The organism is Bradyrhizobium sp. CB1015, assembly GCF_025200925.1.
Taxonomy (GTDB): Bacteria; Pseudomonadota; Alphaproteobacteria; order Rhizobiales; family Xanthobacteraceae; genus Bradyrhizobium.
Genome location: NZ_CP104174.1, coordinates 3,622,553 through 3,648,092 on the forward strand (window position 1 = coordinate 3,622,553; position 25,540 = coordinate 3,648,092).

The 25,540-nt window shown below is 63.9% G+C and carries 23 protein-coding genes; 12 read left to right on the forward strand and 11 right to left on the reverse strand.

What is annotated here, in order from left to right:
- Positions 1-142: 142 nt before the first annotated feature.
- Together N2604_RS16525 and N2604_RS16530 are read right to left on the reverse strand one after the other, a co-directional pair.
- On the reverse strand, positions 143-1,651 hold the full coding sequence (locus N2604_RS16525) for an amidohydrolase family protein (RefSeq protein WP_260375674.1): 1,509 nt from the start codon (positions 1,649-1,651) through the stop codon (positions 143-145).
- 685 nt (positions 1,652-2,336) lie between these two features.
- Positions 2,337-3,077, reverse strand: a complete 741-nt coding sequence (locus tag N2604_RS16530; RefSeq protein WP_409241717.1) for a Crp/Fnr family transcriptional regulator — start codon at positions 3,075-3,077, stop codon at positions 2,337-2,339.
- A 656-nt stretch (positions 3,078-3,733) separates the two neighbouring features.
- On the opposite strand from N2604_RS16530, the gene N2604_RS16535 reads away from it, so the two are divergent.
- The 6 genes from N2604_RS16535 to N2604_RS16560 all read left to right on the forward strand — a co-directional run bounded on the left by N2604_RS16535 (position 3,734) and on the right by N2604_RS16560 (position 10,367).
- Positions 3,734-3,967, forward strand: coding sequence for a hypothetical protein (locus N2604_RS16535; RefSeq protein WP_260375676.1), 234 nt, complete (start codon positions 3,734-3,736; stop codon positions 3,965-3,967).
- A gap of 380 nt (positions 3,968-4,347) precedes the next feature.
- Entirely contained in the window at positions 4,348-6,150 is a 1,803-nt protein-coding gene (locus N2604_RS16540) for an adenine deaminase (protein WP_260375677.1), read from the forward strand.
- A gap of 152 nt (positions 6,151-6,302) precedes the next feature.
- Positions 6,303-8,087, forward strand: coding sequence for a glyoxylate carboligase (gene gcl / locus N2604_RS16545; RefSeq protein WP_260375678.1), 1,785 nt, complete (start codon positions 6,303-6,305; stop codon positions 8,085-8,087).
- Between the two features lie 13 nt (positions 8,088-8,100).
- Complete coding sequence (gene hyi / locus N2604_RS16550) at positions 8,101-8,886, forward strand: hydroxypyruvate isomerase (protein WP_260375679.1); 786 nt, start codon at positions 8,101-8,103, stop codon at positions 8,884-8,886.
- Positions 8,887-8,959: 73 nt separating this feature from the next.
- A complete protein-coding gene (locus N2604_RS16555; RefSeq protein WP_409241718.1) occupies positions 8,960-9,871 on the forward strand; it encodes a 2-hydroxy-3-oxopropionate reductase in 912 nt (303 codons plus the stop codon).
- Between the two features lie 112 nt (positions 9,872-9,983).
- On the forward strand, positions 9,984-10,367 hold the full coding sequence (locus N2604_RS16560; RefSeq protein ID WP_260375681.1) for a DUF1236 domain-containing protein: 384 nt from the start codon (positions 9,984-9,986) through the stop codon (positions 10,365-10,367).
- A 40-nt stretch (positions 10,368-10,407) separates the two neighbouring features.
- On the opposite strand, the gene N2604_RS16565 is transcribed toward N2604_RS16560, so the two are convergent.
- The 3 genes from N2604_RS16565 to N2604_RS16575 form a co-directional block, all read right to left on the reverse strand.
- Positions 10,408-10,779: a VanZ family protein gene (locus tag N2604_RS16565; protein WP_260375682.1), complete on the reverse strand. Its 372-nt coding sequence runs from the start codon at positions 10,777-10,779 to the stop codon at positions 10,408-10,410.
- Between the two features lie 76 nt (positions 10,780-10,855).
- Positions 10,856-11,452 carry a thiamine pyrophosphate-dependent enzyme gene (locus tag N2604_RS16570; RefSeq protein WP_260375683.1) on the reverse strand — a complete coding sequence of 199 codons (597 nt, stop codon included), beginning with the start codon at positions 11,450-11,452 and terminating at the stop codon, positions 10,856-10,858.
- 8 nt (positions 11,453-11,460) lie between these two features.
- Complete coding sequence (locus N2604_RS16575; RefSeq protein WP_260375684.1) at positions 11,461-12,012, reverse strand: thiamine pyrophosphate-binding protein; 552 nt, start codon at positions 12,010-12,012, stop codon at positions 11,461-11,463.
- Between the two features lie 241 nt (positions 12,013-12,253).
- Here N2604_RS16575 and N2604_RS16580 point away from each other — a divergent pair, with 241 nt between their 5' ends.
- Together N2604_RS16580 and N2604_RS16585 are read left to right on the forward strand one after the other, a co-directional pair.
- Positions 12,254-13,303, forward strand: coding sequence for a hydroxyacid dehydrogenase (locus N2604_RS16580; protein ID WP_260375685.1), 1,050 nt, complete (start codon positions 12,254-12,256; stop codon positions 13,301-13,303).
- A gap of 123 nt (positions 13,304-13,426) precedes the next feature.
- Entirely contained in the window at positions 13,427-13,639 is a 213-nt protein-coding gene (locus N2604_RS16585) for a hypothetical protein (RefSeq protein WP_036005605.1), read from the forward strand.
- 3 nt (positions 13,640-13,642) lie between these two features.
- Here N2604_RS16585 and N2604_RS16590 read toward each other — a convergent pair whose 3' ends face one another.
- The 6 genes from N2604_RS16590 to N2604_RS16615 all read right to left on the reverse strand — a co-directional run bounded on the left by N2604_RS16590 (position 13,643) and on the right by N2604_RS16615 (position 21,212).
- Positions 13,643-14,218 carry a GNAT family N-acetyltransferase gene (locus N2604_RS16590; RefSeq protein ID WP_260375686.1) on the reverse strand — a complete coding sequence of 192 codons (576 nt, stop codon included), beginning with the start codon at positions 14,216-14,218 and terminating at the stop codon, positions 13,643-13,645.
- Between the two features lie 6 nt (positions 14,219-14,224).
- The gene (locus N2604_RS16595) at positions 14,225-16,582 is read right to left on the reverse strand and encodes an Orn/Lys/Arg decarboxylase N-terminal domain-containing protein (RefSeq protein WP_260375687.1); all 2,358 of its coding nucleotides are present in this window, start codon (positions 16,580-16,582) and stop codon (positions 14,225-14,227) included.
- Between the two features lie 299 nt (positions 16,583-16,881).
- Complete coding sequence (locus tag N2604_RS16600) at positions 16,882-19,086, reverse strand: xanthine dehydrogenase family protein molybdopterin-binding subunit (RefSeq protein WP_260375688.1); 2,205 nt, start codon at positions 19,084-19,086, stop codon at positions 16,882-16,884.
- Positions 19,087-19,093: 7 nt separating this feature from the next.
- Complete coding sequence (locus N2604_RS16605; RefSeq protein ID WP_260375689.1) at positions 19,094-20,110, reverse strand: xanthine dehydrogenase family protein subunit M; 1,017 nt, start codon at positions 20,108-20,110, stop codon at positions 19,094-19,096.
- Entirely contained in the window at positions 20,107-20,592 is a 486-nt protein-coding gene (locus N2604_RS16610) for a (2Fe-2S)-binding protein (RefSeq protein WP_260375690.1), read from the reverse strand. Before N2604_RS16610 ends, N2604_RS16605 begins: the two co-directional genes overlap by 4 nt.
- A gap of 140 nt (positions 20,593-20,732) precedes the next feature.
- Positions 20,733-21,212 (reverse strand): Lrp/AsnC family transcriptional regulator, encoded by a 480-nt coding sequence (locus tag N2604_RS16615; protein WP_036035057.1) that lies wholly within the window; start codon positions 21,210-21,212, stop codon positions 20,733-20,735.
- Between the two features lie 143 nt (positions 21,213-21,355).
- On the opposite strand from N2604_RS16615, the gene ald reads away from it, so the two are divergent.
- The 4 genes from ald to N2604_RS16635 all read left to right on the forward strand — a co-directional run bounded on the left by ald (position 21,356) and on the right by N2604_RS16635 (position 25,444).
- Positions 21,356-22,471 (forward strand): alanine dehydrogenase, encoded by a 1,116-nt coding sequence (gene ald, locus N2604_RS16620; protein WP_260375691.1) that lies wholly within the window; start codon positions 21,356-21,358, stop codon positions 22,469-22,471.
- 265 nt (positions 22,472-22,736) lie between these two features.
- Positions 22,737-22,955 (forward strand): hypothetical protein, encoded by a 219-nt coding sequence (locus tag N2604_RS16625; protein ID WP_027546306.1) that lies wholly within the window; start codon positions 22,737-22,739, stop codon positions 22,953-22,955.
- 111 nt (positions 22,956-23,066) lie between these two features.
- On the forward strand, positions 23,067-24,125 hold the full coding sequence (locus N2604_RS16630) for a YeiH family protein (RefSeq protein WP_260375692.1): 1,059 nt from the start codon (positions 23,067-23,069) through the stop codon (positions 24,123-24,125).
- 146 nt (positions 24,126-24,271) lie between these two features.
- Positions 24,272-25,444, forward strand: coding sequence for a fumarylacetoacetate hydrolase family protein (locus N2604_RS16635; protein ID WP_260375693.1), 1,173 nt, complete (start codon positions 24,272-24,274; stop codon positions 25,442-25,444).
- The last annotated feature ends 96 nt before the right edge of the window (positions 25,445-25,540 follow it).

Genomic DNA, 25,540 nt, shown 5'->3' on the forward strand with positions numbered 1-25,540 from the left:
ACTCATAAAGCAATGTCGGCTCCTGATGGCCGAGCGGAAATCTCTGATCGGCCAGAGCATTGGTGCCCTTGAGCCAAAGTCGGATTTGCGGCAGCCGCGCATCCATTGCCGGCGGAGCTTGCCCAAGCTGTTGGCATCGTTCCTAGGCGGCGCGAACGTAGCCGTAGCGCAGGTTCGACGGTTGCTTCGAAGCTTGCGTGTACTCGTTCTTGAGCGCCGCGAGGCGGTCCTCGGAAAAGGCCGGCATCCTGGTATTCTCGGCCGCCTTCAGCTTGATCTTGTAGAATCTGGTTGCGTTGCCCGCGAAGATCAGCTGCTTGGTCGCGCTGTTGGCATCGCCAAGCGCCGCAAAGCCGTACTTCCTCTGCATATCCTCGGGGATTTCGAGCCGGCGCAGCGCCTCGATCTGCCACTGTGGTGAGCCGTACCAGACCGAGTCGGTGCCCCACATGACGTGGTCAACACCCATCCCCTTGATCAGCGTGCCGATCAGCGCGGCGCAGAACTTCGGATGCGCCACCGCCGAGTTGGCAAAGGACGTGCCAAGCTCGGCATAGACGTTGGCGACGCCGAACTTTTGCGGGATTTCCGCGAGATCGGTGGCCCACTGGATACGGCCGGTCTGCTCGAACTCCGCCCACGCATGATCGGGTAGCTCGAGGAACGGCCGCAGCGCCGAGTGATAGATCACGAAGTTCATCTGCGGCCAATCCTTCGCGGCCTTTCCGATGTCCCACGCCGTTGCATATTGCCAGACGCCGGCGAACGACTTCTCGTAATCGGGCGGCAGCAGCCCCTTGTGGATGCACAGCGTGTTGATGCCGGCCTTCACTGCTTTCTCGTAGAACGGATACATCACCTGCTCGTCGTCGAGCCGCCATGGGAACTTCGAGGGCGCCAGCGGATCGCCAATCGTGTACGACTTCCAGGAATCCGGTTTGTAGACCTCGATTGCCTTGTCCACCTCGTCCATCCAGCCGGGTTGCTTGGGGGTGATGACGCTATGCGCCAGCAGGCGGCGCGAACCGGCGAAGTCGTTGATCAGTTCTCGCGCCTTGACGATCTGCTCATTGGACAGCAGCCACCAACTCGGGTCGTCGAAGGGCGCGCCGCTCAGGAGCGCCATGTTGGTGTCGCTGTCGTAGTAGATCTCTTTCACATAGTTCTGGAACTTGTACCGGGCGAGCGAGGAGACGCCTTCCTCCTTCATCTTCGGATTCCAGTGCTGGCTCGCAAAGTCCGCCAGCCCCAACAGCTCCTTGTGGTCGAAATCGTCCCGCACGAAATGAGTCTGGACGTCGAAGATGAATTGGCCTGCAAGGCTCTGCGCGCGGGCCTGCATCAGCTCGGGCTCCCGGGCTTCAGCGGGCGCGACCTGGAAAACATTGCCGTAGATGTCGTTCATGGCGAGGAACGCTGCCGCCATGCCGCAGCTCGTGTGCAAGAACTGCCTGCGGCTCAAGCCGAGGTGCCTGCCGTTAACATCGGCGAGCTCGTTGATCCGTGCCTCGACTTTCTTTTGCGTATCGCTCTGCGGGGGCGGGAGATACTCGCCATTGGAAACAATCTGGGTCGGGATAGGCGTTGCCGCCGATGCCGCCTCCGCGCCCGCGACGAGCCGCTGTTCTCGCTCACTAAGCCAGGTGCTCATTGTTCTCCTCCCCGTTTGTTGGCCGTCGACCGCGCCAGGCGCGCATGAGACGCGTGGGGCTACTCCCAATCAGTTGGCAGGACCGACTAGGCGTACCTCTCCGGTTCAGCCACGCATGAAGCCACCACGCGCCCGAAGCCTAGCGTCGCTTGATCCTGCGAGAGCGGTAGGCATACCCGAGAAGTCACTTGCAGTTGTTGGTAACCACGCTGATTCAATGCTCAAACTTCCATTCGCGCAAGCGATGTGATCCGACAGTCACGCTGTCCCAAGCCGCATCATTCTTTCATCTGATCGACTTCAGCCGAAGTGAAAGGCTCGTTGCTCAAAGGGACTGCGTCGGCTCATGCCCCGAGCCGCACACCGCAGCAGCGGCTGCCATCTCGACTCTCTGCCGGAGATCCTCATAGGTGGCTGCGTTAACTGCTGCTTTTGGACCCATAGCCGACCTCAACGCGCAGTGTTCGAATAGCGCATCCGATATGACCGCTTCAGCGCTTGAGTTGCTGCGCCGGCGGGTCATTGACCAGCGCTTTTGGCCCGTTACGGACGTTGGGGTGGGAGATCGTCACCGCATTGGGCCGCAGTCCGCTCAGAAGGATGCGCATCCGGCGATGCTATTCGAGCATCGTGCCCGCCGGCTTTACCCGGACGCGCCGAAACGGCTAGCATCGCCCGGTTTCATCTACCGGATCGGCAGATCGAAAACGCGAGATGGCGCTGTACTCGTAGAGAAGATCTTATCGAGTTCGAGCCGCATGGTGTCGTGGCATTCGCACGCCACCGCAGCGAGCCGCGATGAGTCGATCTCGATTTCGCCTCGCCGCACCGATCTGATCGCTCCGGAAGCGCGCAGATTGCGCACCAGGAGCGTCACCGTCGTTCGTCGCACACCCAACATCTGCGAAAGCGCGTCCTGCGTGAGAGGCAGGACGTCGTGGTTGATGCGGTCGTGAAGTTGAAGCAGCCAGCGTGCCATGCGGGCTTGGACCGGATGCAGTGCATTGCAAGCCCCGCCCAATTGAAACTGTATCAGCACCGCCTTGAAGTGAAGCTGGACTACATGCCGGATCGCAGGACTCCGGCTGAAAGCGGCATGGAATCGCGCTGCGGGGATCCGCGAGGCCGTCCCCGCGGCACGAACGATAGTCGTAACGGCCGCAGGGGATGGTCCCAGCACGGAAAGAGTGCCCACTGCCCCCTCGCGTCCTATTGCGGCGCTGGCGACCGTCTGCCCATTCGCCATATCGACCATCACCGAAACGGCGCCACTGTGAGGGAAGAGGACGTGCTCGGTATGATCCCCCACACGCGAGACGACCTCTTCCCGATCCAGAGTTACCATCTGCAGGTCGGGTGCCAAAAGATCGAGATCTGCGGTCGGCAGTGCTGACAGAAGCCGGTTACCAACTCCGCCTACAAGCATCACTGCAGCCCGATGCGAGCGATCCGCCCCATCGCATTTCGAGCGGCAAATGGCGACAACCTCAAACTTTGTTTGAATTCGCGTATGCTTCTCGCTTCGAAATGCAATTCAGATGCGAAAGCTCTTAACCGCAAAAATAAAACTCCAAGCACATGCGAAGGCGAAATCTGCTGTTGCAGGGATCGTTCAATTAGATCCGAGCGCCACGCGCACACAATTGCAAAATGAGCATGGGTAACATCATAAGGGTTCCAATTTCGGCGGGTGGCAAATGCCACAGTGGATGATGCGTAAAGTGGTGCGATTGCGCCGCAAGTTGGTTCCAGTCTCAAGCCCTCGCCGCAATACCAACCACGGGAAGACAGAACCAACAAGAATTCCTGTGCCCTCAGGAGGCTGTTGGGCCCTCGACCTCAAGCTTGGCACCGCTTGCAATGAGAGCGACCAAAATGCAGCTTCGCGCCTCTTGCCGTCACTTCCGAAAATCAGGATCAGTTCGGTCTGGCGACTGCCATTGCGGGTTGATCCTGCGTTCATGAACACGCTGTTCATAGTGGAACGACGATTTTCTGCGTTGGTGTACGCTCATTGTCACGAAACCAATTTCCGGCTCGATCGTTGGCCCAATACTCCGTCCCTTGCGAGAGGAGTGCCAAATGAAGCGAATGATCCTTGCGCTCGCCGCAGTGGCTGCTCTAGCTGCGGGAGCGGTAACAACAGCAAACGCTGTTGAGTTTGGCATCGGTCCCGGCGGCGTCTATGTTGGCCCGGACCGATACTACCGTGACTACTACGGTGACCAATACTACGGCGGTTGCCGCACCATCGTACAACATCGGGTTAACCGGTTCGGTGAGGATGTTGTGGTTCGCCGCCGCATCTGCGACTGATCTCAGTGGGTCGTTTGGGCCCCGATGCCTCAAGCACGTCGGGGCCCTTTCGGCCCACAGCTCTGCGAGAGAACAAGGTTGTCAGGTTTGGCGGCCTTGAAATTGATAAGCGCAGCATGGCAGTCGAACGCAATTGGCGGCGTCTAGGCAAAGTCCCGGTTCTGGCCCATCGGCGCCTTCAGCGATGTTCCTGTGCCACTGATGAGGGCAAGCGGATCTGGAGCGCCCAAACCAAGCGCATGAGTACATGCACTAGCGGAAATTAGAAGGCGGGGCGCGTCTGCCCAATGCGTAAGCACGGATGCCGCATTATTTGAGTTGCCCTCGCTGCCAACGGCGGCAACCATCGCGGGGCTGTCCATTCCCACGCGAGAGCCCCGATGACCAAACTCACCCGCTTCTCCGTCGCGCCGCTGCACAGCATGACGCGGCGTCTGGCCGATGTTGCGTCGGCTCGCGTCGCGCCCGATCTCGTCATCACCGGGGGGCGCGTGCTCTCGACCTATTCCGAGCGTATCCATCCGGGGCGGGAGGTCTGGATCTCCGGCGGCCGCATCGCGGCGGTGAAGCCGGCCGGCACAGCGAAGAAGGTTTGGGGCGATGTTCCGCTTTATGATGCGGCCGGCGGCATCGTCGCGCCGGGCCTCGTCGATCCGCACATCCACATCGAATCCTCGATGGTGACGGCGTGCGCCTATGCCGAGGCCGCGTTGCTCAACGGCACCACGACGATCTTCTGCGACAGCCACGAGATCGGCAACGTCATGGACGTCGCAGGCGTCGAGGCGATGCTGGAAGATGCGCGCCAGGCGCCGCTGTCGATCTTTCTGACGGTGCCAAGCACCGTTCCTGCGACCTCGGCGGAGCTGGAGACGGCGGGCGGCGACCTCACGCCGGACAAGATCGCCGGCCTGTTCGACCGCTGGCCTGAAGCGGTGGCGCTTGGCGAGAAGATGGATTTCGTGCCTGTCACGATGGGCGACGAGCGCAGCCATGCCATCCTCGCCGCAGCCTTGAAGCGGGGGCGTCCCGTGTCCGGGCATGTCTACGGCCGCGAATTCGTCGCGGCCTATGCGGCATCCGGCGTCACCGACACCCATGAGGCGATCGACCGCGACATTGCCGATGATCTGCTCGATGCTGGCGTCTGGGTGTTCTTGCGCGGGGGACCGCCGACCACGCCCTGGCACTCGCTGCCGCAAGCGATCCGAACGATCACCGAGCTCGGGGCCTCACACAAGCGCACCGCCGTGTGCACGGACGATCGTGACGCCGACGATCTCCTGCTGTTCGGTCTTGACTGGGTGGTGAGGGAGGCCGTGAAGGCGGGGATGTCGCCTGAGCAGGCCTGGTCGATGGGCTCACTGCACGGCGCCACCCGCTTCGGCATGGAAGGCGATATCGGCGGGCTCGGCGGCGGCCGCCGCGCCGATCTCGTGCTGATGGACGATCAGCTCAAGCCGCAATGCACCTGGTATGGCGGCGAGCTCGTGGTCGAGCAAGGCAAGATTACCCCGCGTCTCGATCAGGCGCTGTCGCAGCGCTACCAATATCCGAGGGCAGCCTATGCGACCGTCAAGGTGCCGCAGATCATGAAGCTGACGCCCGAATTGCCGGCCAAGGCCTGCACTATCAACGCCATCAAGACTGCGCTACCCGGCATCACGCTGATCCACGAGAAAGTGGAGATCGAACCCGCAAAAGACTGGCCGTCGCTGTTCGCGCGCTACGGCCTTTGCTTTGTCTCAGTGGTCGAGCGTCACGGCAAATCCGCCGGCAACGTTGCCCATGGCCTTCTGAAGGATTTTGGCCTGAAGCGTGGCGCGGTCGCCTCCAGCGTCGGTCACGACAGCCACAACCTCATCGTCGCCGGCACCAACGAGGCCGACATGCAGGTCGCGATTGCAGCGATCAAGGAGCGGCAGGGTGGCGTTTGCGTCGTCGCCGACGGCGAGGTGAGGGCGCTGGTTCCGCTCCCGATCGCGGGTCTGCTCTCCGACAAGCGCGTCACGGAAGTGGCCGAAGAGGTCAAGGTGCTGAAGAAGGAATGGGCCGAGGCCGGCTGCACCATCCCGTACATGGGCTTCAATTTGATTCCGCTATCGGTCATTCCGGAAATTCGTATCACCGACAAGGGCCTCGTGCTGGTGCCGCAGATGCAGCTGGCGCCGCTGTTCGAGTGAACTGCTTTCACGCATCTCTTGATCTAACCGATTGAGACGTCCACGGTTTTCTCGTGGTTGCCGCATCGTGAAAAATAAAATCGATCTCGTTGAGATCGGCTTCTGCGCATCTGATGATCTCGCTCGCTGATGCAATTTGAGCGAGGTCCGATATGGCTAAGATGCGAGCTGTCGATGCGGCCGTGCGTATCCTGGAGAAGGAAGGTATCTCGACGGCCTTCGGAGTTCCCGGCGCTGCGATCAATCCGCTTTACTCGGCGCTGAAGAAGCGCGGCTCGATCCGCCACATCCTGGCGCGCCACGTCGAGGGCGCTTCGCACATGGCCGAGGGTTATACGCGCGCCAAGGCCGGCAATATCGGGGTCTGCATCGGAACCTCGGGACCTGCGGGCACCGACATGATCACCGGGCTCTATTCGGCGATCGCCGATTCCATCCCGATCCTTTGCATCACCGGGCAGGCGCCGCGGGCGCGGCTCTACAAGGAGGATTTCCAGGCGGTCGACATCGAGTCGATTGCAAAACCTGTCACGAAATGGGCGGTGACCGTGCGCGAGCCGGCGCTGGTGCCGCGTGTGTTCAGTCAGGCCTTTCATGTGATGCGCTCAGGGAGGCCCGGGCCGGTGTTGATCGACATGCCGCTCGACGTGCAGCTCGCCGAGATCGAATTCGACGACGAGACCTACGAGCCGCTGCCGGTCTACAAGCCCGCCGCGACACGCAAGCAGGTCGAGAAAGCGCTGGAGATGCTCAACGCCGCCGAGCGGCCGCTGATTGTCGCGGGTGGCGGCATCATCAACGCCGATGCGTCAGACCTGCTGGTCGAGTTTGCCGAGATCGCCGACGTGCCCGTCGTGCCGACGCTGATGGGATGGGGCGCGATCCCCGACGATCACGTGCTGATGGCCGGCATGGTCGGCCTGCAGACCAGCCACCGCTATGGCAATGCCACGCTGCTGGAGTCCGACTTCGTGCTCGGCATCGGCAACCGCTGGGCCAACCGCCACACCGGCTCGGTCGAGACCTACACCAAGGGCCGTAAATTCGTTCACGTGGACATCGAGCCGACCCAGATCGGGCGCGTGTTCAATCCCGATCTCGGGATCGTCTCGGACGCCAAGGCCGCGCTCGAGCTGTTCGTCACCGTCGCCAGGGAGTGGCGGCGGTCAGGCAGGCTCCGCGAGCGCCAGGCGTGGCCCGCGGCCTGCCGCGACCGCAAGAAGACGATGCTGCGCAAGAGCCATTTCGATAACGTCCCGATCAAGCCGCAGCGCGTCTATGAGGAAATGAACAAGGCGTTCGGCCGCGACACAACCTATGTCACCGTGATCGGCCTGTCGCAGATCGCCGGCGCGCAGTTCCTCGGCGTCTACAAGCCCCGCAACTGGATCAATGCCGGGCAGGCGGGGCCGCTCGGCTGGACGCTGCCGGCCGCGCTCGGCGCGCGCGCGGCGTGTCCGGAGCGCGAGATCGTCGCGCTGTCGGGCGACTACGACTTCCAGTTCCTGATCGAGGAGCTCGCGGTCGGCGCGCAGTTCAATCTGCCCTACATCCACGTCGTCGTGAACAATTCCTATCTCGGCCTGATTCGCCAGGCCCAGCGCGGTTTCGATATGGACTATCACGTCCAGCTCTCCTTCGAGAACATCAACGCGCCCGAGATCGGCGTCTACGGCGTCGATCACGTCGCGGTCGCCGAAGGTCTCGGCTGCAAGGCAATCCGCGTCACCGACCCGAAGGACACGCAGGCAGCGTTTGCGACGGCGCGCGCATTGATGGCGAAGCACAGCGTCCCTGTCGTGGTCGAGTTCATCCTCGAACGGGTCACCAACATCGCGATGGGCACGGAGATCGACAACATCGTCGAGTTCGAGGAGGTGCTTGATCTTCCGCTCGACGAAGTCGAGACCACGCGCGTGCTGCAGCCGGCGGAGTAGGGGAAGAAGCACCATGCCGAAATTTGCCGCCAACCTCACCATGCTCTTCAACGAGATGCCGTTCCTCGACCGCTTCGCGGCGGCGAAGGCGGCGGGCTTTGCCGGGGTCGAATATCTCTTCCCCTATGATTTCGACAAGGCGCAGCTGCGCGAGCAGCTCGAGGCCCACGGCCTGACGCAGGTGCTGCACAATCTCCCCGCCGGCAACTGGGCCGGTGGAGAGCGCGGCATTGCGATCCTGCCCCAGCGCACCGCCGAATTCCGCGACGGCGTGTTCCGCGCCATCGACTATGCCAAGGCGCTCGATTGCGAGCAGCTCAACTGCCTCGTCGGTATTGCGCCTGCCGATGCCGATCCGCGCGAGCTTCGGGAGACGTTGGTCGGCAACTTGCGCTTTGCGGCCTCGACGCTGGCGCGGGAGAACATCAAGCTGTTGGTCGAGCCCATCAACACGCTCGACATTCCCGGCTTCTTCCTCAACTGCACCGAGCAGGCGGTACAGCTGATCTCCGAGGTGAGGTCGAACAACCTCTTCATCCAGTACGACATCTACCACATGCAGATCATGGAGGGCGATCTCGCCCGCACCATGCAGGAATATCTGCCAGGGATCGCCCACGTCCAGCTTGCCGACAATCCCGGCCGCCATGAGCCCGGCACCGGCGAGATCAACTATCCCTTCCTGTTCCGCCACCTCGACGCGATCGGCTATCGCGGCTGGATCGGCTGCGAATACAAGCCGCGCACCACGACGCTGGAGAGCCTGTCGTGGCATGCGGAGCAGACTTTTGAGACGTGAGCATATTGCCACGTCAGCGGTGCGCTCCCTCTCCCGCTTGCGGGAGAGGTGCTCCGAGCACGTGGATAGAGAGATGTCTTGCAGAGGAAACGGCAACATGACCGATATCGGCTTCATCGGACTCGGCACCATGGGGCGGCCGATGGCCGGCCATCTCCTGGTCGCGGGCCATCGTGTGCTTCTGCATGACGTTGCGCCGATCGCGCCGGAGCTGATTTCCGCGGGCGGCATCGCCTGCACGTCGGCCAAGGAGATCGCGGAGCAGGCGGACGCGGTCATCATCATGGTGCCGGATACGCCGCATGTGGAGGCCGTGCTGTTTGGCAAGGAGGGTGTCGCCAGCGGCATCTCCAAGGGCAAGATCGTCGTCGACATGAGCTCGATCTCGCCGCTTGCGACGAAGGAGTTCGCGAAGAAGATCGAGGCGCTCGGCGCCGATTATCTCGACGCGCCGGTGTCGGGCGGGGAGGTCGGCGCCAAGGCTGCGAGCCTCACCATCATGGTCGGCGGGCCGGAGCGGGCCTTTGGCACCATGAAGCCGATCTTCGACAAGATGGGCAAGAATGTCACCCATGTCGGCGCCAACGGCGACGGGCAGACGACAAAGGTCGCCAACCAGATCATCGTCGCGCTCACCATCGAAGCTGTGAGCGAGGCCCTGTTGTTCGCATCCAAGGCTGGTGCGAATCCCGCGCTGGTACGCAAGGCGCTGATGGGCGGCTTCGCCTCGTCGCGAATTCTGGAGGTGCATGGCGAGCGCATGGTGAAGCGCAATTTCGATCCCGGCTTTCGCATCGAGCTGCATCAGAAGGATCTCAACCTCGCGCTCGAAGGCGCTCGCTCACTCGGCTTGTCGCTGCCGAGCACGGCCGTGGCGCAGCAATTGTTCTCGTCCTGCACCGCACATGGTGGCAAGTCCTGGGATCACTCCGCCATGGTGCGGGCGCTGGAACTGATGGCGGGGCACGAGATCGCCGCAGCCTGAACTGTTACGGGGTAACAGTTTCCACTGATGCATCTTTCGTCGCAGCGGAACCGGAACAATGCTCCGGCCCCGCGGGTTGAAGGCGCATAACAATCACTGGAGACGTAAGGACATGAAAACCCGTCTTGCGATTACGTTGGCTGCCGCGTCGCTGCTGGCGTCGAGCGCAGCCTTTGCTCAATCCACCACCGCGCAAGGCGCTGCGGAAGGCGCGCGCGCGGGCGGCGACATCGGCGGTCCGATCGGTGCGATGGTCGGCGGCACCGTCGGTGCGGCGGTCGGCGCCGGCCTCGAGATCCCGAATGCAGTGTTGGGCGGAATCCCGCGCGATGACTCGGTCGTGATTCACGAGCGCGTCGTGGTCGGCGAGCCCTTGCCTCCGACCGTGGTGCTGCGGCCCGTGCCGAACTACACCGAATATCGCTATGCGGTCGTCAACAATCGGCGTGTGATCGTCGAGCCGCGCACCCGCCGAGTGGTCAAGATCATCGACTGATCGACGCAATCCTCTGTGATGGACAGGGCCCTGCGGAGTGTCACTCCGCGGGGCCTTCGCTTGTCACGGCGGAGCTGGTGCGAAAGCGCGAGAGCAGCCGGTCGGCCGCGGCGGCGAGCGCAAAGCCGAGGCAAGCGGTGGCGGCATCGACCAGATAATCCTCCAGCCGCGCATGGCGGCCGGGTGCCCAAAATTGCATCAGCTCGAGCACGCCGATCAGGATGACCGCAGCCGCCGCAATCAGCAGACGCCGGCGTGGATAGGCGAGGCCGAAGGCCAACCCCACCATGAAGAAGGCAAGCGCATGTTCGCCGTCCTGACCGAGGTCGGAATGGGGGCGAAGGCCGGGAGGACCGAGGGTGGCGAACGTAACGGCAGCGGCGAGCAGCCAGGCAAAGGTACGAATGAACATCCGGGTCGCTTAGCACGAATTTGGTCGGGTTGTCGCGAGGCTCGTATCAGATCGCCGTGTAGTTAATGACAAAATGTTAAAGCGGATCGCGCACGCCGAGGCCATGCATGAAGCGTTCCCGGATCTGCACGGGGTCGCGGCGGGTGGTGCCCACGCCGGGCTTGTCGTCGATCCTGACCGCAATCAGGCTGGGCTCGGCGGCAGCCATCGCGTCGTCGACCAGCCGCTCGAAATCCTCCTCGTCCGCGGCCCAGGCACTGCGCGTGAGACCGCAGCCCATGGCGATGGCGACGATGTCGGCGACACCAGCTGCCGGTGTCGGCTGCGCGCCGGTGATCTGGTAGATGCCGTTGTCCATCACGATCATCGTGAGGTTTTTCGGCTTCAGGGTTGCGATCGTCGAGAGCGCACCGAGCTGCATCAACAGCGAGCCGTCGCCTTCGAGCGCGAAGACGCGGCGGTCGGGCTGCGCCAGCGCCACGCCGAGCGCGATCGGGAAGGCGAGGCCCATACTTCCGAGCATGTAGAAATTCTGCGGGCGATGGCCGGCGGCCCAGAGGTCGAAATTGGTGTTGCCGATGCCGCCGATCACGGCTTCCTCGTTTCCGAGCTTCGCGATCAGCCGCGAGGTGACGTCGAACCGGTTCATCAGCTTGGTATTGCCAGTGTACATCGCCGGCCTCACTTGTCGAAGACCTTGCCGCCCGTCAGCAGCGGGTTGAGGATCAACGCCACCGGCGCCTGCGTGGTGACGGCCTGCTTGATCGAGCGGTCGGTGATGAATTCGAGCTCGTCGAGCCGGGTGATGGTGTGGTGCTCCAGCGCCAGCGAATCCAGCACCGGCCGCATGGTGCGGCAGACCAGGGACTGGCCGTAGTTGAACTCGCCGAGCGTGCCGCGCTCGGAGACGAACATGATCAGCGGAATCTGGTAGGGCACCGCGAGCGAGGCCAGCACGTTGGCGAGCGTGGCAAAGCCGGAGGTCTGCATCAGCACCGCGCCGCGCCGTCCGCCCATCCAGGCGCCGGAGACGATGCCGACGGCCTCTTCCTCGCGGGCGGTCGCGAAGGTGGTGAAGAAGGGATCGGCGTGCAGGTTCTTGATCAGCGGCGTCAGCACGCGGTCAGGCACGTAAGGAATCAGGCTGATCTCATTCCGCTTCAAGGTTTGCAGCACGATGCCGTGCCAGCTTCCGTCGCTGCTCCCCTGAGGCTGCTGTTCCGCAATCGCCATTGCGCTCTCCCTCGGGCCGCGCATGCTTCTTGGCTCTGGCCGTCGCGGCGGTCTGCCGAACTTGACGCGGGCAGCGGGATTGTCAACATGTCCGCGCCGTCACCATGATCTGCGCCAGCAGGCCTGCCGTGGCCGGCACCGCCATGGCATAAGCGGCGATAACCAGAACACGGGAGGGGCACGGCGGGCGCGCATCGCGCTGACGTTGCGGACCTTCCGCGAAAGAGCCGGAAGGGTCCTGATGTCCGTCAACAACAAGCGCGTCGTCTACTCCAATTATTTGGCCAATCCGATCTATATCGACATCCTGAAGGCGAGGCCCGACGTCCGGCTCGATCGCATCGAAAACGCAAGCCCTGAGAATGTCTATGGCCCGCTCCTCGGCGCTGCCCACGTCTACCAGGTCGGCGCTGCCCGCGATGAGCTCGCCCCGCATTTCCATGTCGATGCCGCCTTCCTGAAGCGCACGCCGAATTTGCTGCTCGTCTCCAGCAACGGTGCCGGTTTCGACCCGGTCGACGTCGAGGCCTGCACGGCCGCCGGGGTCGTCGTCGTCAACCAGTCCGGCGGCAATGCCCATTCGGTCGCCGAGCACGCGCTGGCGATGATGCTGACGCTGTCCAAGCGCATCATCCAGTCGGATCGCCGGCTGCGCCGGGAGCGCGACGTCAACCGCAACGATCTCGTCGGCAACGAGGTCGAGCACAAGACCGTCGGCATCATCGGCCTCGGCAATGTCGGCCGGCGCATCGCCGCATTGTGCAAGGGCCTGCTCGGCATGAAGGTGCTGGCCTACGATCCCTATTTGTCGGCCGAGGTGATGGCCGAGCGGGGCGCGGAGAAGGTCGAGCTCGACGAGCTGTTGCGCCGCGCCGATTTCGTCTCGATCTCCTGTCCCCTCAACAAGGGCAGCCGCAACATGATCAGCACGCGCGAATTCGCGCTGATGCAGCCGCATGCCTATTTCATCACCACCGCGCGCGGCTTCATCCACGACGAGGACGCGCTGCTGCAGGCGCTGCGCGACAAGCGCATCGCCGGTGCCGGCCTCGACGTCTGGTCCAAGGAGCCGCCGCCTCCGGAGCATCCGCTGCTCCAGCTCGACAACGTGCTGGCGAGCCCGCACACCGCAGGCGTCACCATCGAGGCGCGCCAGAACATGGGCCGGATCGCCGCCGAGCAGGTGCTGGATGTGCTCGACGGCAAGCGCCCGCCGCGCATCATCAACCCCGAAGCCTGGCCGCGCTATGCGGAGCGCTTCAAGCAGGCCTTCGGGGTGACGCCGGGGTAGGGCGCACCAAGCGCCCTGGAGGACGGCCGGGAACTGAGCCCCGGCCTTGATCCGCGTCAAAATCTCCTTTCCCCGTCCGGCCTAAATGGGACTAGAGTGCCGGCGGGCAGGCAGGGAGGTCCCATGTCAACTTATGTCGTCAGGTTCATGAAGGACGTGCTCGGCGAATACGGCCGGCAGTGCGAGGTCTGCCAGGGCACGCTCGAGATCGACGCCGCCGACGAGGACGAGGCCAGGGAACGTGCGAAAGCGAGGTTCTGCAAGGACCAGGCGTTGCATCACTGGTCACTGCATGCCGACCGCATCCATGTCAGACCGGCCGACTTCCCGTCGTAAGGCCTAGCGCCCGGGCGCCGTGACAGGCGGGGGCGTCGTCGTCCCCGCGCCGAGCGAGCGTTGCACCATAACGGTGTCGGACCAGCGGCCGTGGCGATAGGCAACGCCGCTGAGCAGGCCGGCGCGTGCGAAGCCGAACCGCTCGTGCAGCGCCAGAGAGGGCGCATTATCGGCATCGATATAGCCGATCATCTGGCGAAAGCCGGCCGCCGCGCAGGCGTCGATCAATTCCTGCAGCAACAGCCGTCCGACCCCGCGGCCGAGATGGGCGTGGTGGACATAGATCGAGTGCTTGGCCGTGTAGCGATAGGCCGGTCGCTTGCGGAACAGCACGGCATAGGCATAGCCGACGACCTCGCCGCGCCAGGTCGCGACGAGATGCGGCAGGCGGGTCTGCTTCAGGTTCTTGCGCCGGTCTCGTAAGTCGTCCGGCTCCGGCGCACCGGTTCCCTCGACATCGCGCGGCACGCCGTTGCGGACGTGATGGCGGTAGATCGCCAGCATCGCCTCGACATCGCTCTCGCGTGAGGTGCGGACCAGGACCGCTTCGTCGCTCGCCCGCGCAGCTGCTTCGTTCATCGGCACCTACTCGGTCACGACATAAGTGTAGAGCCGGGTGCGCCCGTTCGCATCGACCTCCTTGTAGACGCCCTGGATCTCGACGTCGAAGCCCGGGAATGTGTTGAAGCAGGTTTCGAACATCTTGAGATATTCGATCATGGGCTTCGCCCGTTCCGTCAGCCGTTCGCCCGGCACGATGGTGGCGATGCCGGGCGGGTAGACCACGAACGGCGTGGTCGCGATGCGGCCGGCGATCGCCTCGATCGGGAGATAGTCGACGTCGTTCTTGAACAGATAGCGCGCGGCATCGCGGGGCGACATTGCGATCTCGGGCATATGCTCTGGCATGAACTGCCGGGCCTGGAGGGCGCTGACATCGGCGGCACGGAAGAAGCGGTGCATCTCGCCGCAGAGGTCGCGCAGCCGCACACCGGCATAGCGCGCCTGCCGGCGCTGATAAAATTCCGGGATCGCGTCGGCCAGCAGCGCATTGTCGTCATGCAGCCTCTTGAACGCGACGAGGCCGGAGATCAGCGTGCCGGCCTTGCTCGCCTCGACGCCGGGGGTGAGCAGGAAGAGCAGGGAGTTGAGGTCGTTCTTCTCGGGGACGATGCGGTTTTCGCGCAGATATTGCGCGACGACTGGCGCGGGAATGCCGTGCTCGGCATAGGCCCCGGTGGCACGATCGAACCCGGGGGTGAGCAGCGTCAGCTTGTTCGGGTCGGTCATGGCAAAGCCTTCCACGAGATCGGGAAAGCCGTGCCAGTTGGTATCCGGGGAGAGCCGCCACAGCGCGGGATTGGTGGCGAGCTCGTCGGTCGACAGATTCTCCCAGGCGACATTGTGCGCCGCGCCGGGGCGGCTGACATCGGCAATGGCGACGCGATCGGGAACGAACGGCTCGAAGAACCAGCGGCGATCCGGATTCTGCTCCTTCTCCTCGAACTCCCGGCGCATCGCCCGGATCTTCTTGCGCAGCTCGATGCCGAGCCGGATCGTGTCGTCCCACAGCACTTCGCCGGAGCGGCCCTTCATCATCTGCGCGCCGACGTCGAGCGAGGCGAACAGCGGGTAGAACGGCGAGGTCGAGGCGTGCTGCATGAAGCTTTCGTTGAAGCGGCGGTGCTCGACGCGGCGCTTCTGGCCGCGGATGTGGCGATCCTTGATGTGGATCTGTGAGGCCTGCGAGAAGCTCGCCAGCTGCTTGTGGGTCGACTGCGTCGCGATGATGCCTGGCGCTTCCGGGGGAAGATTGGCCAGCCCCATGGCGAAGCGGCCAGCATAAAGAGGGTGGAATTTCATGAAGCCGGCCCAGGCCTCGTCGAACAGGATGTAGTCGCAAAGATGGCCGATGCGATTGATGATCATCTCGGCGCTGTGGATCGAGCCGTCATAGGTGCACTGCTCGACCACGGCGACGCGGAACGGCCGCTCCTTGCGCCAGGCGTCGCGGTCCTTCACGAGCGGATGGTTGCGGATCGCCTCGCGCAAAGTCTTCTCGTCGAGCCTGTCCCAGCGCATCGGCCCGATCAGGCCCCAGGCGTTGCGGACGGTCGGCACATATATCGGGATGCCGCCATTGATCATCAGCGCGCCGTGATGGGCGGCCTTGTGGTTGTTGCGGTCGAACAGCACGAGATCGCCGTCGGTGACGAGGGCGCCGAGCGCGACCTTATTGGAGGTCGAGGTGCCGTTGAGCACGAAATAGGTCTTTTCTGCGCCGAAGATCGCCGCCGCTTCCTTCTGCGCCTTTAGCGCCGGGCCCTCATGGGTGAGGAGGTCGCCGAGGTCGAGCACGGAATTGTCGAGGTCGTCGCGGAACACGGATTCGCCGAGATGCTCGACGAAAACGCGCCCGATCGGGCTGCGGTTGTAGAACACGCCGCCATTGTGGCCGGGACAGGTCCAGAGCTGGTTGCCTTCCTCAGCATAGTCGACCAGCGCGCCGAAGAACGGCGTCTTCAGCGTCTCGGCGTATTGCTTAAGACGGCTGATCAGGTTCTTGGCGATGAAGGGCGGCGTCTCCTCGGACAGGAAGACATAGCCGTCGATGAAATCGAGCACCTCCACCGGCAGGTCCTCGAACCGCTTGCGCCGGATCAGGAGGATAATCGGGAAGTCGAGGCCGCGGCGGCGCATCAGGTTGATCAGCGCCGAGGTCTTGCCCTCCAGACCCTTTTTGCCCCAGTCCACCACCATGCAGCCGATCGCGGCATCGGTCTGCACCGCCATTTCGGCGTCCTCCAGCTTGCGGGCCCGGACCACCTCGAAGCCGGAGCGCTGGATCTCCTCGATGATCTGGTTGAAGCGGACGCCTTCGAGATCGTCGGCGTCGAACACAGGTGCGGCGAACAGGAAGTTGAAGCGCTTGAAATAGTCCATGGCAGGTCCCGAATGTGCAGGAAGATACAGCTCTCTGCACATTCGATGACACCGGGATGACAGGAGCGAGGCGAGCCCGCGGAGCCTGAGCTCAATCCGTCCTGAGGCGCGAGCGATGGGGCGCGGAGCGTCCCATCGGGAGCCTCGAAGGATGAACGGCCGGGATCTAGCCGCTCGGCTGTCGCCCTTCGAGGCTCACGCTACGGTGCATTGCACCGTAGCGTGAGCGCCTCAGGGTGACGGTCATCTGTCTGTGCTCGTGGCGATATGAGTCTCAAACACCATGACGACGGCCGCTCTCAATCCAGCAGCTTGTCCAGCGTGATCGGGAAGCGCCGGATGCGCTTGCCGGTGGCATGATAGACGGCGTTGGCAATCGCGGCCGGCACGCCGACGATGCCGATTTCGCCGAGCCCCTTGACGCCCAGCCGGTTGATGCGGTCGTCGGGCTCGTCGACGAAAATGACGTCAATGTCGTGGACGTCGGCGTTCACGGGAATGTGGTATTCGGCGATGTCAGCGTTCATGATGCGGCCGAAGCGGTGATCCATCAATGTCTCCTCGTGCAGCGCCATTCCAATTCCCCAGACCATCCCGCCCATGATCTGGCTGCGGCCGGTCTTGGTGTTCAGGATGCGCCCGGCCGCGACCGCACTGACGATCCGTGTGATGCGGATAATTCGCAGCTCCTCGTCGATTTTCACCTCTGCGAAAACCGCCGAATGCGCGTTGCGGGCATGCGATTTATCCTCCGCGAACTGGTTGAGCTTCTCTTTTTCGATCCGCTCAAGCTTGCTGTGGCGCATGACATCCGCAATCGAGACGGCAGCCCCGTTCTTGTCTTTGCTGGCGATCATGCCGTCCACCAGGGTGGCGTTGGCGGCGTCGAGGTCAGCGAGCGGTGAGCCCGGCATGGCCTTGGCGAGACGCGCGAGCTCCTGGCGAATCTCTTCGGCCGCTCCCAACACCGCATGCGCGCTCGATGCCGCCATCCAGGAGCCGCCCTCGACGGGAGCTTGCGGCAAGGTCGAATCGGCGAGCCGGACGCTGATGTTCTCGATCGGCAGCCCAAGGGCATCGGCCGCGACCTGCGCCACGATGGTGTAGGTGCCGGTGCCGATATCGGACGCGGCGCAGGAGACCTCGGCATGGCCGTTGGCCGTCAGGACGATGCGGACGGCGACCGGCATCTGCAGTGCCTCCCACACGCCTGTCGCCATGCCCCAGCCGACCAGTTCCTTGCCGTCGCGCATGGAGCGCGGCGCGGGGTTGCGTCGGGCCCAGCCGAACGCTTCTGCGCCGCGGGCGTAGCATTCGCGCAACTGCTTGCTGGTGTAAGGGAGGTCTTCGCTCTGGTCGCGATCCGAGTAGCACTTCAGGCGCAACTCGATGGGATCGAGCTTCAGCGCGACGGCCAATTCGTCCATGGCGCATTCGAGCGCGCAGACGCCCGTTGCCGCACCCGGCGCGCGCATGTCGCACGGCGTCGAGACGTCGAGGTCGACGAGCTTGTGGGAAAAGTAACTGTTGCGGCTCCTGTAGAGCTGCTCGGCCCAGCCGGTGTCGTTGCGGGAAAAGTCCTCGAAGCGTGAGGTCACGGCAATGGCTTCATGGGTGACGGCATCAAGTGTGCCGTCGGGGCTTGCCCCGAGCGCGACATGCTCGATGGTCATCGGCCGATAGCCAAGCCCATACATCTGCCGCCGTGTCAGCACGACGCGGACAGAGCGCTTGAGTGCGAGCGCGGCAAGGGTTGCCAGCACCACCTGGTGTTGGGGCCGCAGGCCTGAGCCGAAGGCGCCGCCGACATAGGGCGAGATCACGCGGATGTCGTCCGGCTTCTTGCCGAAAACGCTGCAGAGAAACTTCTGCACGTTCTGGACGCCTTGCGTCTTGTCGTAGACCGTTAGCCCGCCACTGCCGTCCCAGACCGCCGTCGTCGCATAGAGCTCCATCGGATTGTGGTGCTCGCTCGGAATGACGTAATCCGCCTCGTGACGCACGGCCGCGCGCGTCAGGGCTGCTGCCGCATCACCACGCGCCTTGTGCGGCTGATCCACCTTGGCGGCCTTGCCGCGTTCGGATTCGAGATCGGTCGCAAACGCCTCCTGCTCATATTCGACGCGAACGCGGGTTGCGGCGAACTTGGCGGTCTCCCAGTCCTCCGCGACGACCAGTGCGATCGGCTGGCCGTTGAACTTGATCTTGTTGTCATAGAGCGGACGGAAGGGCGAGCCCTTCTCCGGCGCCACCTCATCCTTCCAGGCTTCGTCCTTGTCGGCGAGGGGCGGCCGATGTGCATGGGTAAGCACGTCGACCACGCCCTTCACCTTCAGCGCCTCGCTGGCGTCGAGACGAGCGATGCGCCCGCGCGCGATGGTGGCCTCGACCACGAAGCCGTGAAGAAGACCGTCTGCTGCGAATTCGCCGGCATATTTGGCGGCCCCAGTGACCTTGGCCCGGCCGTCCACGCGCGACGTTGGTGTTCCGACATAGGCGTTCATCAGGTCCTCATGCGATCTTCTTGTGAGCTTGTGATTGCGGCGTGGCGCTTGCGGCCTGCAACAGCGCACGCAGGACGGCTCGGCGCGCCAGCTCGATCTTGAATCCATTGTGGGAGCGCATCGTTGCTCCCTGCAGCAGCAGGTCGGCGGCGCGCCCGAAATGATCCGGTGTTGCCGCCTGGCCGCGCAATGCGGCTTCGGCCTCCAGGCTTCGCCAGGGCTTATGAGCCACGCCGCCCAGCGCAAGGCGCGCTTCGCCGATCGCGTTGCCCTCCAGTTCGAGCGCGGCTGCGACCGAGACCAGAGCAAAGGCGTAGGACAGCCGGTCGCGGATCTTCAGATAGCTGTAGTTCCGGGCAAAGCCGTTCGGCGGCAGCTCGATGGCGGTAATGATCTCGCCGCTGCCGAGATTTGTATCGAGATGGGGCTTGTCGTCCGGAAGCCGGTGGAAATCCGTCAACGCGAGGGTGCGCTGACCCGAGGGGCCTGCGATGTGCACGAGCGCGCCGAGCGCGGCCAGCGCCACGCTCATGTCGGATGGATTGGTCGCGATGCAGGACGTGCTGGTGCCGAGGATTGCGTGGTTGCGGTTGAGGCCATCGATCGCCGAGCAGCCCGCGCCGGGGCTTCGCTTGCTGCAAGGCATCGTCGTGTCATAGAAGTAGGGGCAGCGCGTTCGTTGCATCAGATTGCCGCCGACCGAGGCCATGTTGCGCAGTTGCGCGGAGGCGCCGGCCAGGATGGCGCTGGCGAGCAGGGGATAGCGCTGCTCGATCAACGGATGGTAGGCGAGGTCCGAATTCGGCACCAAGGCGCCGATGCGCAGACCGCCGTCGGCGGTCTCCTCGACGTCGCGGAGCGGCAGGCGGGAGATGTCGATCAGCCGGGAGGGCCGTTCGACATTCTGCTTCATCAGATCGATCAGGTTGGTGCCGCCGGCGATCACCTTCGCGCCGGGATCGGCGGCGAGCAGGCGGATGGCGTCGGCAACGTCGCTCGCGCGAGAATATTGGAAGTTGTTCATGACCGGCTCATTGCCTGCTCGATCGCAGCCACGATGTTGGGGTAGGCACCGCAGCGACAGAGATTTCCGCTCATCAGCTCCCGGATCTCGTCCGCATCGCGCGCACGGCCTTCGGCCAACAGGCCCGCGGCAGAGCAAATCTGGCCCGGCGTGCAATAGCCACACTGAAATGCATCGTGGTCGATGAAGGCCTGTTGCAGGGGATGCAACGCACCGTCCCCGGCCAAGCCTTCGATCGTCGTGATCTCAGCGCCATCCTTCATGACGGCGAGGGTCAGGCAGGAATTGACCCGCCTTCCGTCGACCAGCACGGTACAGGCACCGCATTGGCCGTGATCGCAGCCTTTCTTGGTGCCGGTCAGCTCCAGACGGTCACGCAGCGCATCCAGGAGCGTGGTCCACGGCACGACTTCGAGCGCGCGCCTTTCGCCATTGACGACGAGGTTGATCGGAATGCGTTCGGGAATCGTAAGGTCGGCCATATTCTATTTCCCTGCGGAAAGGCCGAGCCGGGCAAATTGGGGAAGTGACGCGAGAATGCGTTGCCGCCGCTGGCCAATAGCGCCCAACGGATGACGGGTTGCTTGGTTCCCGACCGGTTCTCCCGATCGGATCGACGAGATCAGCGCTTCGTCTCGCCGAACACGACGGTCGGCACCGCACGGTTGACGATCTCGCGCAGCGCGAAGCTCGACTGCACCCGCGCCACGCGCGGCAGGCGGGACAGCTCGGTGCGATGGATGCGCTCGAAATCCTGGATGTCGCGGGCCAGCACGATGAGGATGTAGTCGTCCGTCCCCGACATCAGGAAGCAGCGCACGACAGAGGGACATTTCGTCACCTCTGCCTCGAATGCCTTCAGCGCCTCGTCGCTCTGGCTCTCCAGCGCGATGCGAACCAGCACCGTGGTGGTGAGGCCGAACTGGCCGAGGTCGAGCGCGGCCTGGTAGGCCTGGATGTAGCCGTCATCCTCCAGCGCCTTCTGCCGCCGCGCCAGCGCCGTGCTCGACAAGCCGATCTTGTTGGCAAGCTCGGTATGGCTGGCTCGCGCATTGGTCGTGAGTTCCGCGAGGATGGCGAGGTCTTTCCGGTCGAGGGCCAAGGTTTTGTTTCCAGCGTCAAAGGACGTTTTCGCGCCGGAAACCGGCGCGGGCGCCGCCAAGGTAGCGGATATTTGCACGAAACCAAACCGACCCTCTCGCTACGATCAACAATGGAATCAAAGCATTGGCGAGGGAGATCAAGATGCGCGTCGGAGTCCCGAAGGAGATCAAGGTGCAGGAATATCGCGTCGGGCTCACCCCAGGCGCGGTCCGTGAATATGTCGCCGCCGGGCACCAGGTGACGGTCGAGAGCGGCGCCGGCAGCGGCATCGGTGCGTCCGACGAGGTGTACCGGCGGGCAGGGGCGTCCATTGCCGAGACTGCTCGCGAGATCTTTGCAAAGTCCGACATGATCGTGAAGGTGAAGGAGCCGCAGAAGAGCGAATGGGCTCAGCTTCGCGAAGGCCAGATCCTCTTTACTTACCTTCATCTTGCGCCGGATCCCGAGCAGGCCAAGGGCCTGCTTGCTTCCGGCTGCACCGCAATCGCCTATGAAACCGTCACGGACGCGAGCGGTCACCTCCCGCTGCTCGCCCCGATGAGCGAAGTCGCCGGCCGCCTCGCCATCGAGGCCGCCGGCGCCGCGCTCAAGCGCTCGGCCGGCGGCCGCGGCCTGCTGCTCGGCGGCGTGCCCGGCGTGCAGCCGGCACGCGTCGTGGTGCTCGGCGGCGGCGTGGTCGGAACGCAGGCGGCGCGCATGGCCGCCGGCTTAGGTGCCGAAGTCACCGTGATCGACCGCTCGATCCCGCGCCTGCGCGAACTGGACGATCTCTTTGTCGGACGCGTGCGCACCCGTTTCTCGACCATCGAGACGGTCGAGGACGAGGTGTTCGCCGCCGACGTCGTGATCGGTGCTGTGCTGGTGCCCGGCGCCAGCGCGCCGAAGCTCGTCACGCGCGCGATGCTGAAATCGATGCGGCCCGGAGCCGTGCTGGTCGACGTCGCGATCGACCAGGGCGGCTGCTTCGAGACCTCGCACCCGACCACGCACGCGGAGCCGACCTACGAGGTCGACGGCGTGGTTCACTATTGCGTCGCCAACATGCCGGGCGCGGTGCCGGTGACCTCGAGCCAGGCCCTGAACAACGCAACGCTGCCGTTCGGCCTGATGCTGGCGAACAAGGGCTTTGCGGCGGTCTTGGAGAATCCGCATCTGCGCAACGGGCTCAACGTGCATCGCGGCCGGATGACCAACAAGGCGGTGGCGGAGAGTCTGGGGCTGGAGTTTGCGTCAGTAGAGAGCGGGCTGGCAGCTTAGCGAGATGGGCTACCGCCAGTGCGGTACTATCAACCGACTGGAAGATGGCGCCGCGGCCGTGCCTCCGGGCCCGGGAATCCCGGCGCGGTGAGGGCGTTGTGACTGGAGCGGCGGTGTCCAAATAGGCGGGAAGAAGAAAACTATTGCCGCAGCTCCATCAGGAGGAAGGAGTTTCCCCTTCCGAGGGCAAAAACGCCAATCGCTTCCATTGCTGTTTGGAGCCGAAACGACGACATTTCCGGCAGAAATTGGTGGATCGGCAGCCATGGAACGCACTGGATTTGAGCCCTTCGGCGAGCAATTGGTGTCCGCTACGGACACACAGCCGAAGTCGCGCGCCTCGAAGCTCCTGCTGCGGGCCGGCACCACCCTGTTCTGGTCGCTGGTCGCGGGCATCGTGCTGGCCCGTGCCGCCTTCTTCGAGCCGGGTATCTATGACGGCTTCAGCCGCGTCGCCTCGCTGGCCAAGAACCTGATCTTCTGATGCCGTTTATTCCGGGCTGAGGACAGAACTTCTCTCGGCCCTGATATGTCGAAAACATATTTCCCAATTTGGTCGCGCTGCGTATAAATCTTTCTCCTTCGGGAGAGATTTGTGTCGCAGAATCAAGCATCCAGCCCGGCCGATTCCAAGCCGGCCACCGCCGCGAGCCGTATTGCGGCGCTGATTCCGGGCATTCTCCTCTGTATTGCCGTGGCCGGCGTGTCGGCCCTGCTCGAGCGGGCCGAACTGGGCGTGTTCGAGCATCCCTATGTCGAGGCGCTGGTCATGGCGATCCTGCTCGGCATGGCGGTGCGCAGCTTCTGGAAGCCGGCCCCGCGCTGGCAGGCGGGCATCGCCTTCAGCGCCAAGCAACTGCTCGAAGTCGCGGTGATGCTGCTCGGGGCCTCGATCAGCTTTGCCGCGATCGCGGCTTCCGGCATTGCGCTGCTCGCCTCCATTGCCGCGGTCGTCGTGGTCGCGCTCTGCGTCTCCTTCGGCCTCAGCCGGCTACTCGGCCTGTCAACGCGGCTGTCGATCCTGATCGCCTGCGGAAATTCGATCTGCGGCAATTCCGCGATCGCCGCGGTGGCGCCCATTATCGGCGCCAGCAACGACGAAATTGCATCCTCGATCTCCTTCACGGCGATCCTTGGCGTGATGATGGTGCTGGGCCTGCCGCTGCTGATCCCACTGCTGCAATTGTCCGCAACGCAGTACGGCATCCTCGCAGGGCTCACCGTCTACGCGGTGCCGCAGGTGCTTGCCGCGACGGTGCCGGCAGGCCTCGTCTCGACCCAGATCGGCACGCTGGTGAAGCTGATGCGTGTCCTGATGCTCGGCCCGGTCGTCGTCGGGTTGTCGCTGGTCGCCTCGCGCTGGCAGAGCGATTCCCGGAAGACCAGCGTCGGCTTCTTCCGCCTGGTCCCCTGGTTCATCCTCGGCTTCCTTGCGCTTGCGACGCTGCGCTCGCTGGAGATCGTGCCGGTTACGGTGGTTGGCCCCGTGACGAAGATCACCGGCTTTCTCACGGTGGTCTCGATGGCAGCCCTCGGCCTTGGCGTTGACGTGCGCGTGCTCGCGAACGTCGGTGGCCGGGTGACGGCCGCCGTGACGCTGTCGTTGATGCTGCTGCTGGGGATCAGCATCGCGCTGGTGCACTGGTTCAAATAGATCGATCGCAATCGCAGCGGTGCTGCGCGCAAGGGTTGGCGGCGCGCTGCTACTCTGGACTTCCCCGGCCAGACCGTTATTGGTTTTCGTCAATGGGATCCCGCTGCGAATGCAGCCGATCCTGAGAAGCAGCGAGGACGCCGGCCATGACCACATTGACTGTGAAGGACCTTCTCCCAGAGGACGGCACGCGGGGAACATTGGCTGGCCGCGTCTGGCTGCCGCAGGTGAATGGGCCGGCCGTGGTTGCCGTGCGCGACGACGGTGTGTTCGATGTCACCGCGAAGTTTCCGACCATCAGCGCGCTCTGCGAGGCGGACGATCCCGCCAAGGCGCTTGCCGCCGCTAGGGGCGAGCGCATCGGTGATCTCGAGGCGATCGTAGCCAACACTCCGCCGGACGGGCGCGATCCCCAAAAGCCCTGGCTGCTCGCGCCCGTCGATCTCCAGACGCTGAAAGCCGCCGGCGTCACCTTCGCAATCTCGATGCTGGAACGTGTCATCGAAGAGCGCGCCAAGGGCAATCCGGCCTCGGCCGAAGCGATCCGGAAAGAAGTGACGCGTCTGATCGGGGACGATCTGTCGAAGCTCAAGCCGGGATCGGACCAGGCGATGCACCTGAAGCAGGTGCTGATCGATCAAAACGCCTGGAGCCAATATCTCGAGGTCGGCATCGGTCCGGATGCCGAGGTCTTCACCAAGGCGCCCACCTTGTCGTCGGTCGGCACCGGCATGGATGCCGGCCTGCATCCGAAATCGACCTGGAACAACCCCGAGCCCGAACTGGTGCTGTTCGTCTCGAGCCGCGGCAAGATCGTCGGCGGCGCGCTCGGCAACGACGTAAACCTGCGCGACTTCGAGGGCCGCTCGGCGCTGCTATTGTCGAAGGCCAAGGACAACAACGCGTCCTGTTCGATCGGCCCGCTGCTGCGCCTGTTCGACGACACCTTCACGCTGGACGACGCGCGCCGGCTCGATATCAGCCTGAACGTCACGGGGACGGACGGCTTCGTTCTCGACGGCCATTCCTCGATCAGCAAGATCAGTCGCGATCCGACCGATCTCGTCGCGCAGACCATCGGCAAGGTGCATCAATATCCCGATGGCTTCGTGCTGTTCCTCGGCACCATGTTCGCTCCCGTGAAGGATCGCGATGCGCCGGGGCAGGGTTTCACTCACAAGCGCGACGACATCGTCACGATCTCGGCGCCTCAGCTCGGCAAGCTCGTCAACCGCATGCGCACCAGCGACGAGTGCGAGCCCTGGACGTTCGGCATCGGCGCGCTGATGAAGAACCTTGCGCAACGGAAGCTGATCTAGCGCTGCTGCCCTTCGCCTCCCCAAGCGCGGCGAGGGGCGCACCCTCGCCGCGCTGACAGCTGAAGCTCCATCGGGGCCGCCTGATTTTTTTCATCT

Excerpts from the sequence above, each read along its gene's own strand:
- N2604_RS16525 (WP_260375674.1), bottom strand. The coding sequence starts at position 1,651 with ATGAGCACCTGGCTTAGTGAGCGAGAACAGCGGCTCGTCGCGGGCGCG.
- N2604_RS16530 (WP_409241717.1), bottom strand. The coding sequence starts at position 3,077 with ATGCTTGTAGGCGGAGTTGGTAACCGGCTTCTGTCAGCACTGCCGACC.
- N2604_RS16535 (WP_260375676.1), top strand. The coding sequence starts at position 3,734 with ATGAAGCGAATGATCCTTGCGCTCGCCGCAGTGGCTGCTCTAGCTGCG.
- N2604_RS16540 (WP_260375677.1), top strand. The coding sequence starts at position 4,348 with ATGACCAAACTCACCCGCTTCTCCGTCGCGCCGCTGCACAGCATGACG.
- gcl (WP_260375678.1), top strand. The coding sequence starts at position 6,303 with ATGGCTAAGATGCGAGCTGTCGATGCGGCCGTGCGTATCCTGGAGAAG.
- hyi (WP_260375679.1), top strand. The coding sequence starts at position 8,101 with ATGCCGAAATTTGCCGCCAACCTCACCATGCTCTTCAACGAGATGCCG.
- N2604_RS16555 (WP_409241718.1), top strand. The coding sequence starts at position 8,960 with ATGTCTTGCAGAGGAAACGGCAACATGACCGATATCGGCTTCATCGGA.
- N2604_RS16560 (WP_260375681.1), top strand. The coding sequence starts at position 9,984 with ATGAAAACCCGTCTTGCGATTACGTTGGCTGCCGCGTCGCTGCTGGCG.
- N2604_RS16565 (WP_260375682.1), bottom strand. The coding sequence starts at position 10,779 with ATGTTCATTCGTACCTTTGCCTGGCTGCTCGCCGCTGCCGTTACGTTC.
- N2604_RS16570 (WP_260375683.1), bottom strand. The coding sequence starts at position 11,452 with ATGTACACTGGCAATACCAAGCTGATGAACCGGTTCGACGTCACCTCG.
- N2604_RS16575 (WP_260375684.1), bottom strand. The coding sequence starts at position 12,012 with ATGGCGATTGCGGAACAGCAGCCTCAGGGGAGCAGCGACGGAAGCTGG.
- N2604_RS16580 (WP_260375685.1), top strand. The coding sequence starts at position 12,254 with ATGTCCGTCAACAACAAGCGCGTCGTCTACTCCAATTATTTGGCCAAT.
- N2604_RS16585 (WP_036005605.1), top strand. The coding sequence starts at position 13,427 with ATGTCAACTTATGTCGTCAGGTTCATGAAGGACGTGCTCGGCGAATAC.
- N2604_RS16590 (WP_260375686.1), bottom strand. The coding sequence starts at position 14,218 with ATGAACGAAGCAGCTGCGCGGGCGAGCGACGAAGCGGTCCTGGTCCGC.
- N2604_RS16595 (WP_260375687.1), bottom strand. The coding sequence starts at position 16,582 with ATGGACTATTTCAAGCGCTTCAACTTCCTGTTCGCCGCACCTGTGTTC.
- N2604_RS16600 (WP_260375688.1), bottom strand. The coding sequence starts at position 19,086 with ATGAACGCCTATGTCGGAACACCAACGTCGCGCGTGGACGGCCGGGCC.
- N2604_RS16605 (WP_260375689.1), bottom strand. The coding sequence starts at position 20,110 with ATGAACAACTTCCAATATTCTCGCGCGAGCGACGTTGCCGACGCCATC.
- N2604_RS16610 (WP_260375690.1), bottom strand. The coding sequence starts at position 20,592 with ATGGCCGACCTTACGATTCCCGAACGCATTCCGATCAACCTCGTCGTC.
- ald (WP_260375691.1), top strand. The coding sequence starts at position 21,356 with ATGCGCGTCGGAGTCCCGAAGGAGATCAAGGTGCAGGAATATCGCGTC.
- N2604_RS16625 (WP_027546306.1), top strand. The coding sequence starts at position 22,737 with ATGGAACGCACTGGATTTGAGCCCTTCGGCGAGCAATTGGTGTCCGCT.
- N2604_RS16635 (WP_260375693.1), top strand. The coding sequence starts at position 24,272 with ATGACCACATTGACTGTGAAGGACCTTCTCCCAGAGGACGGCACGCGG.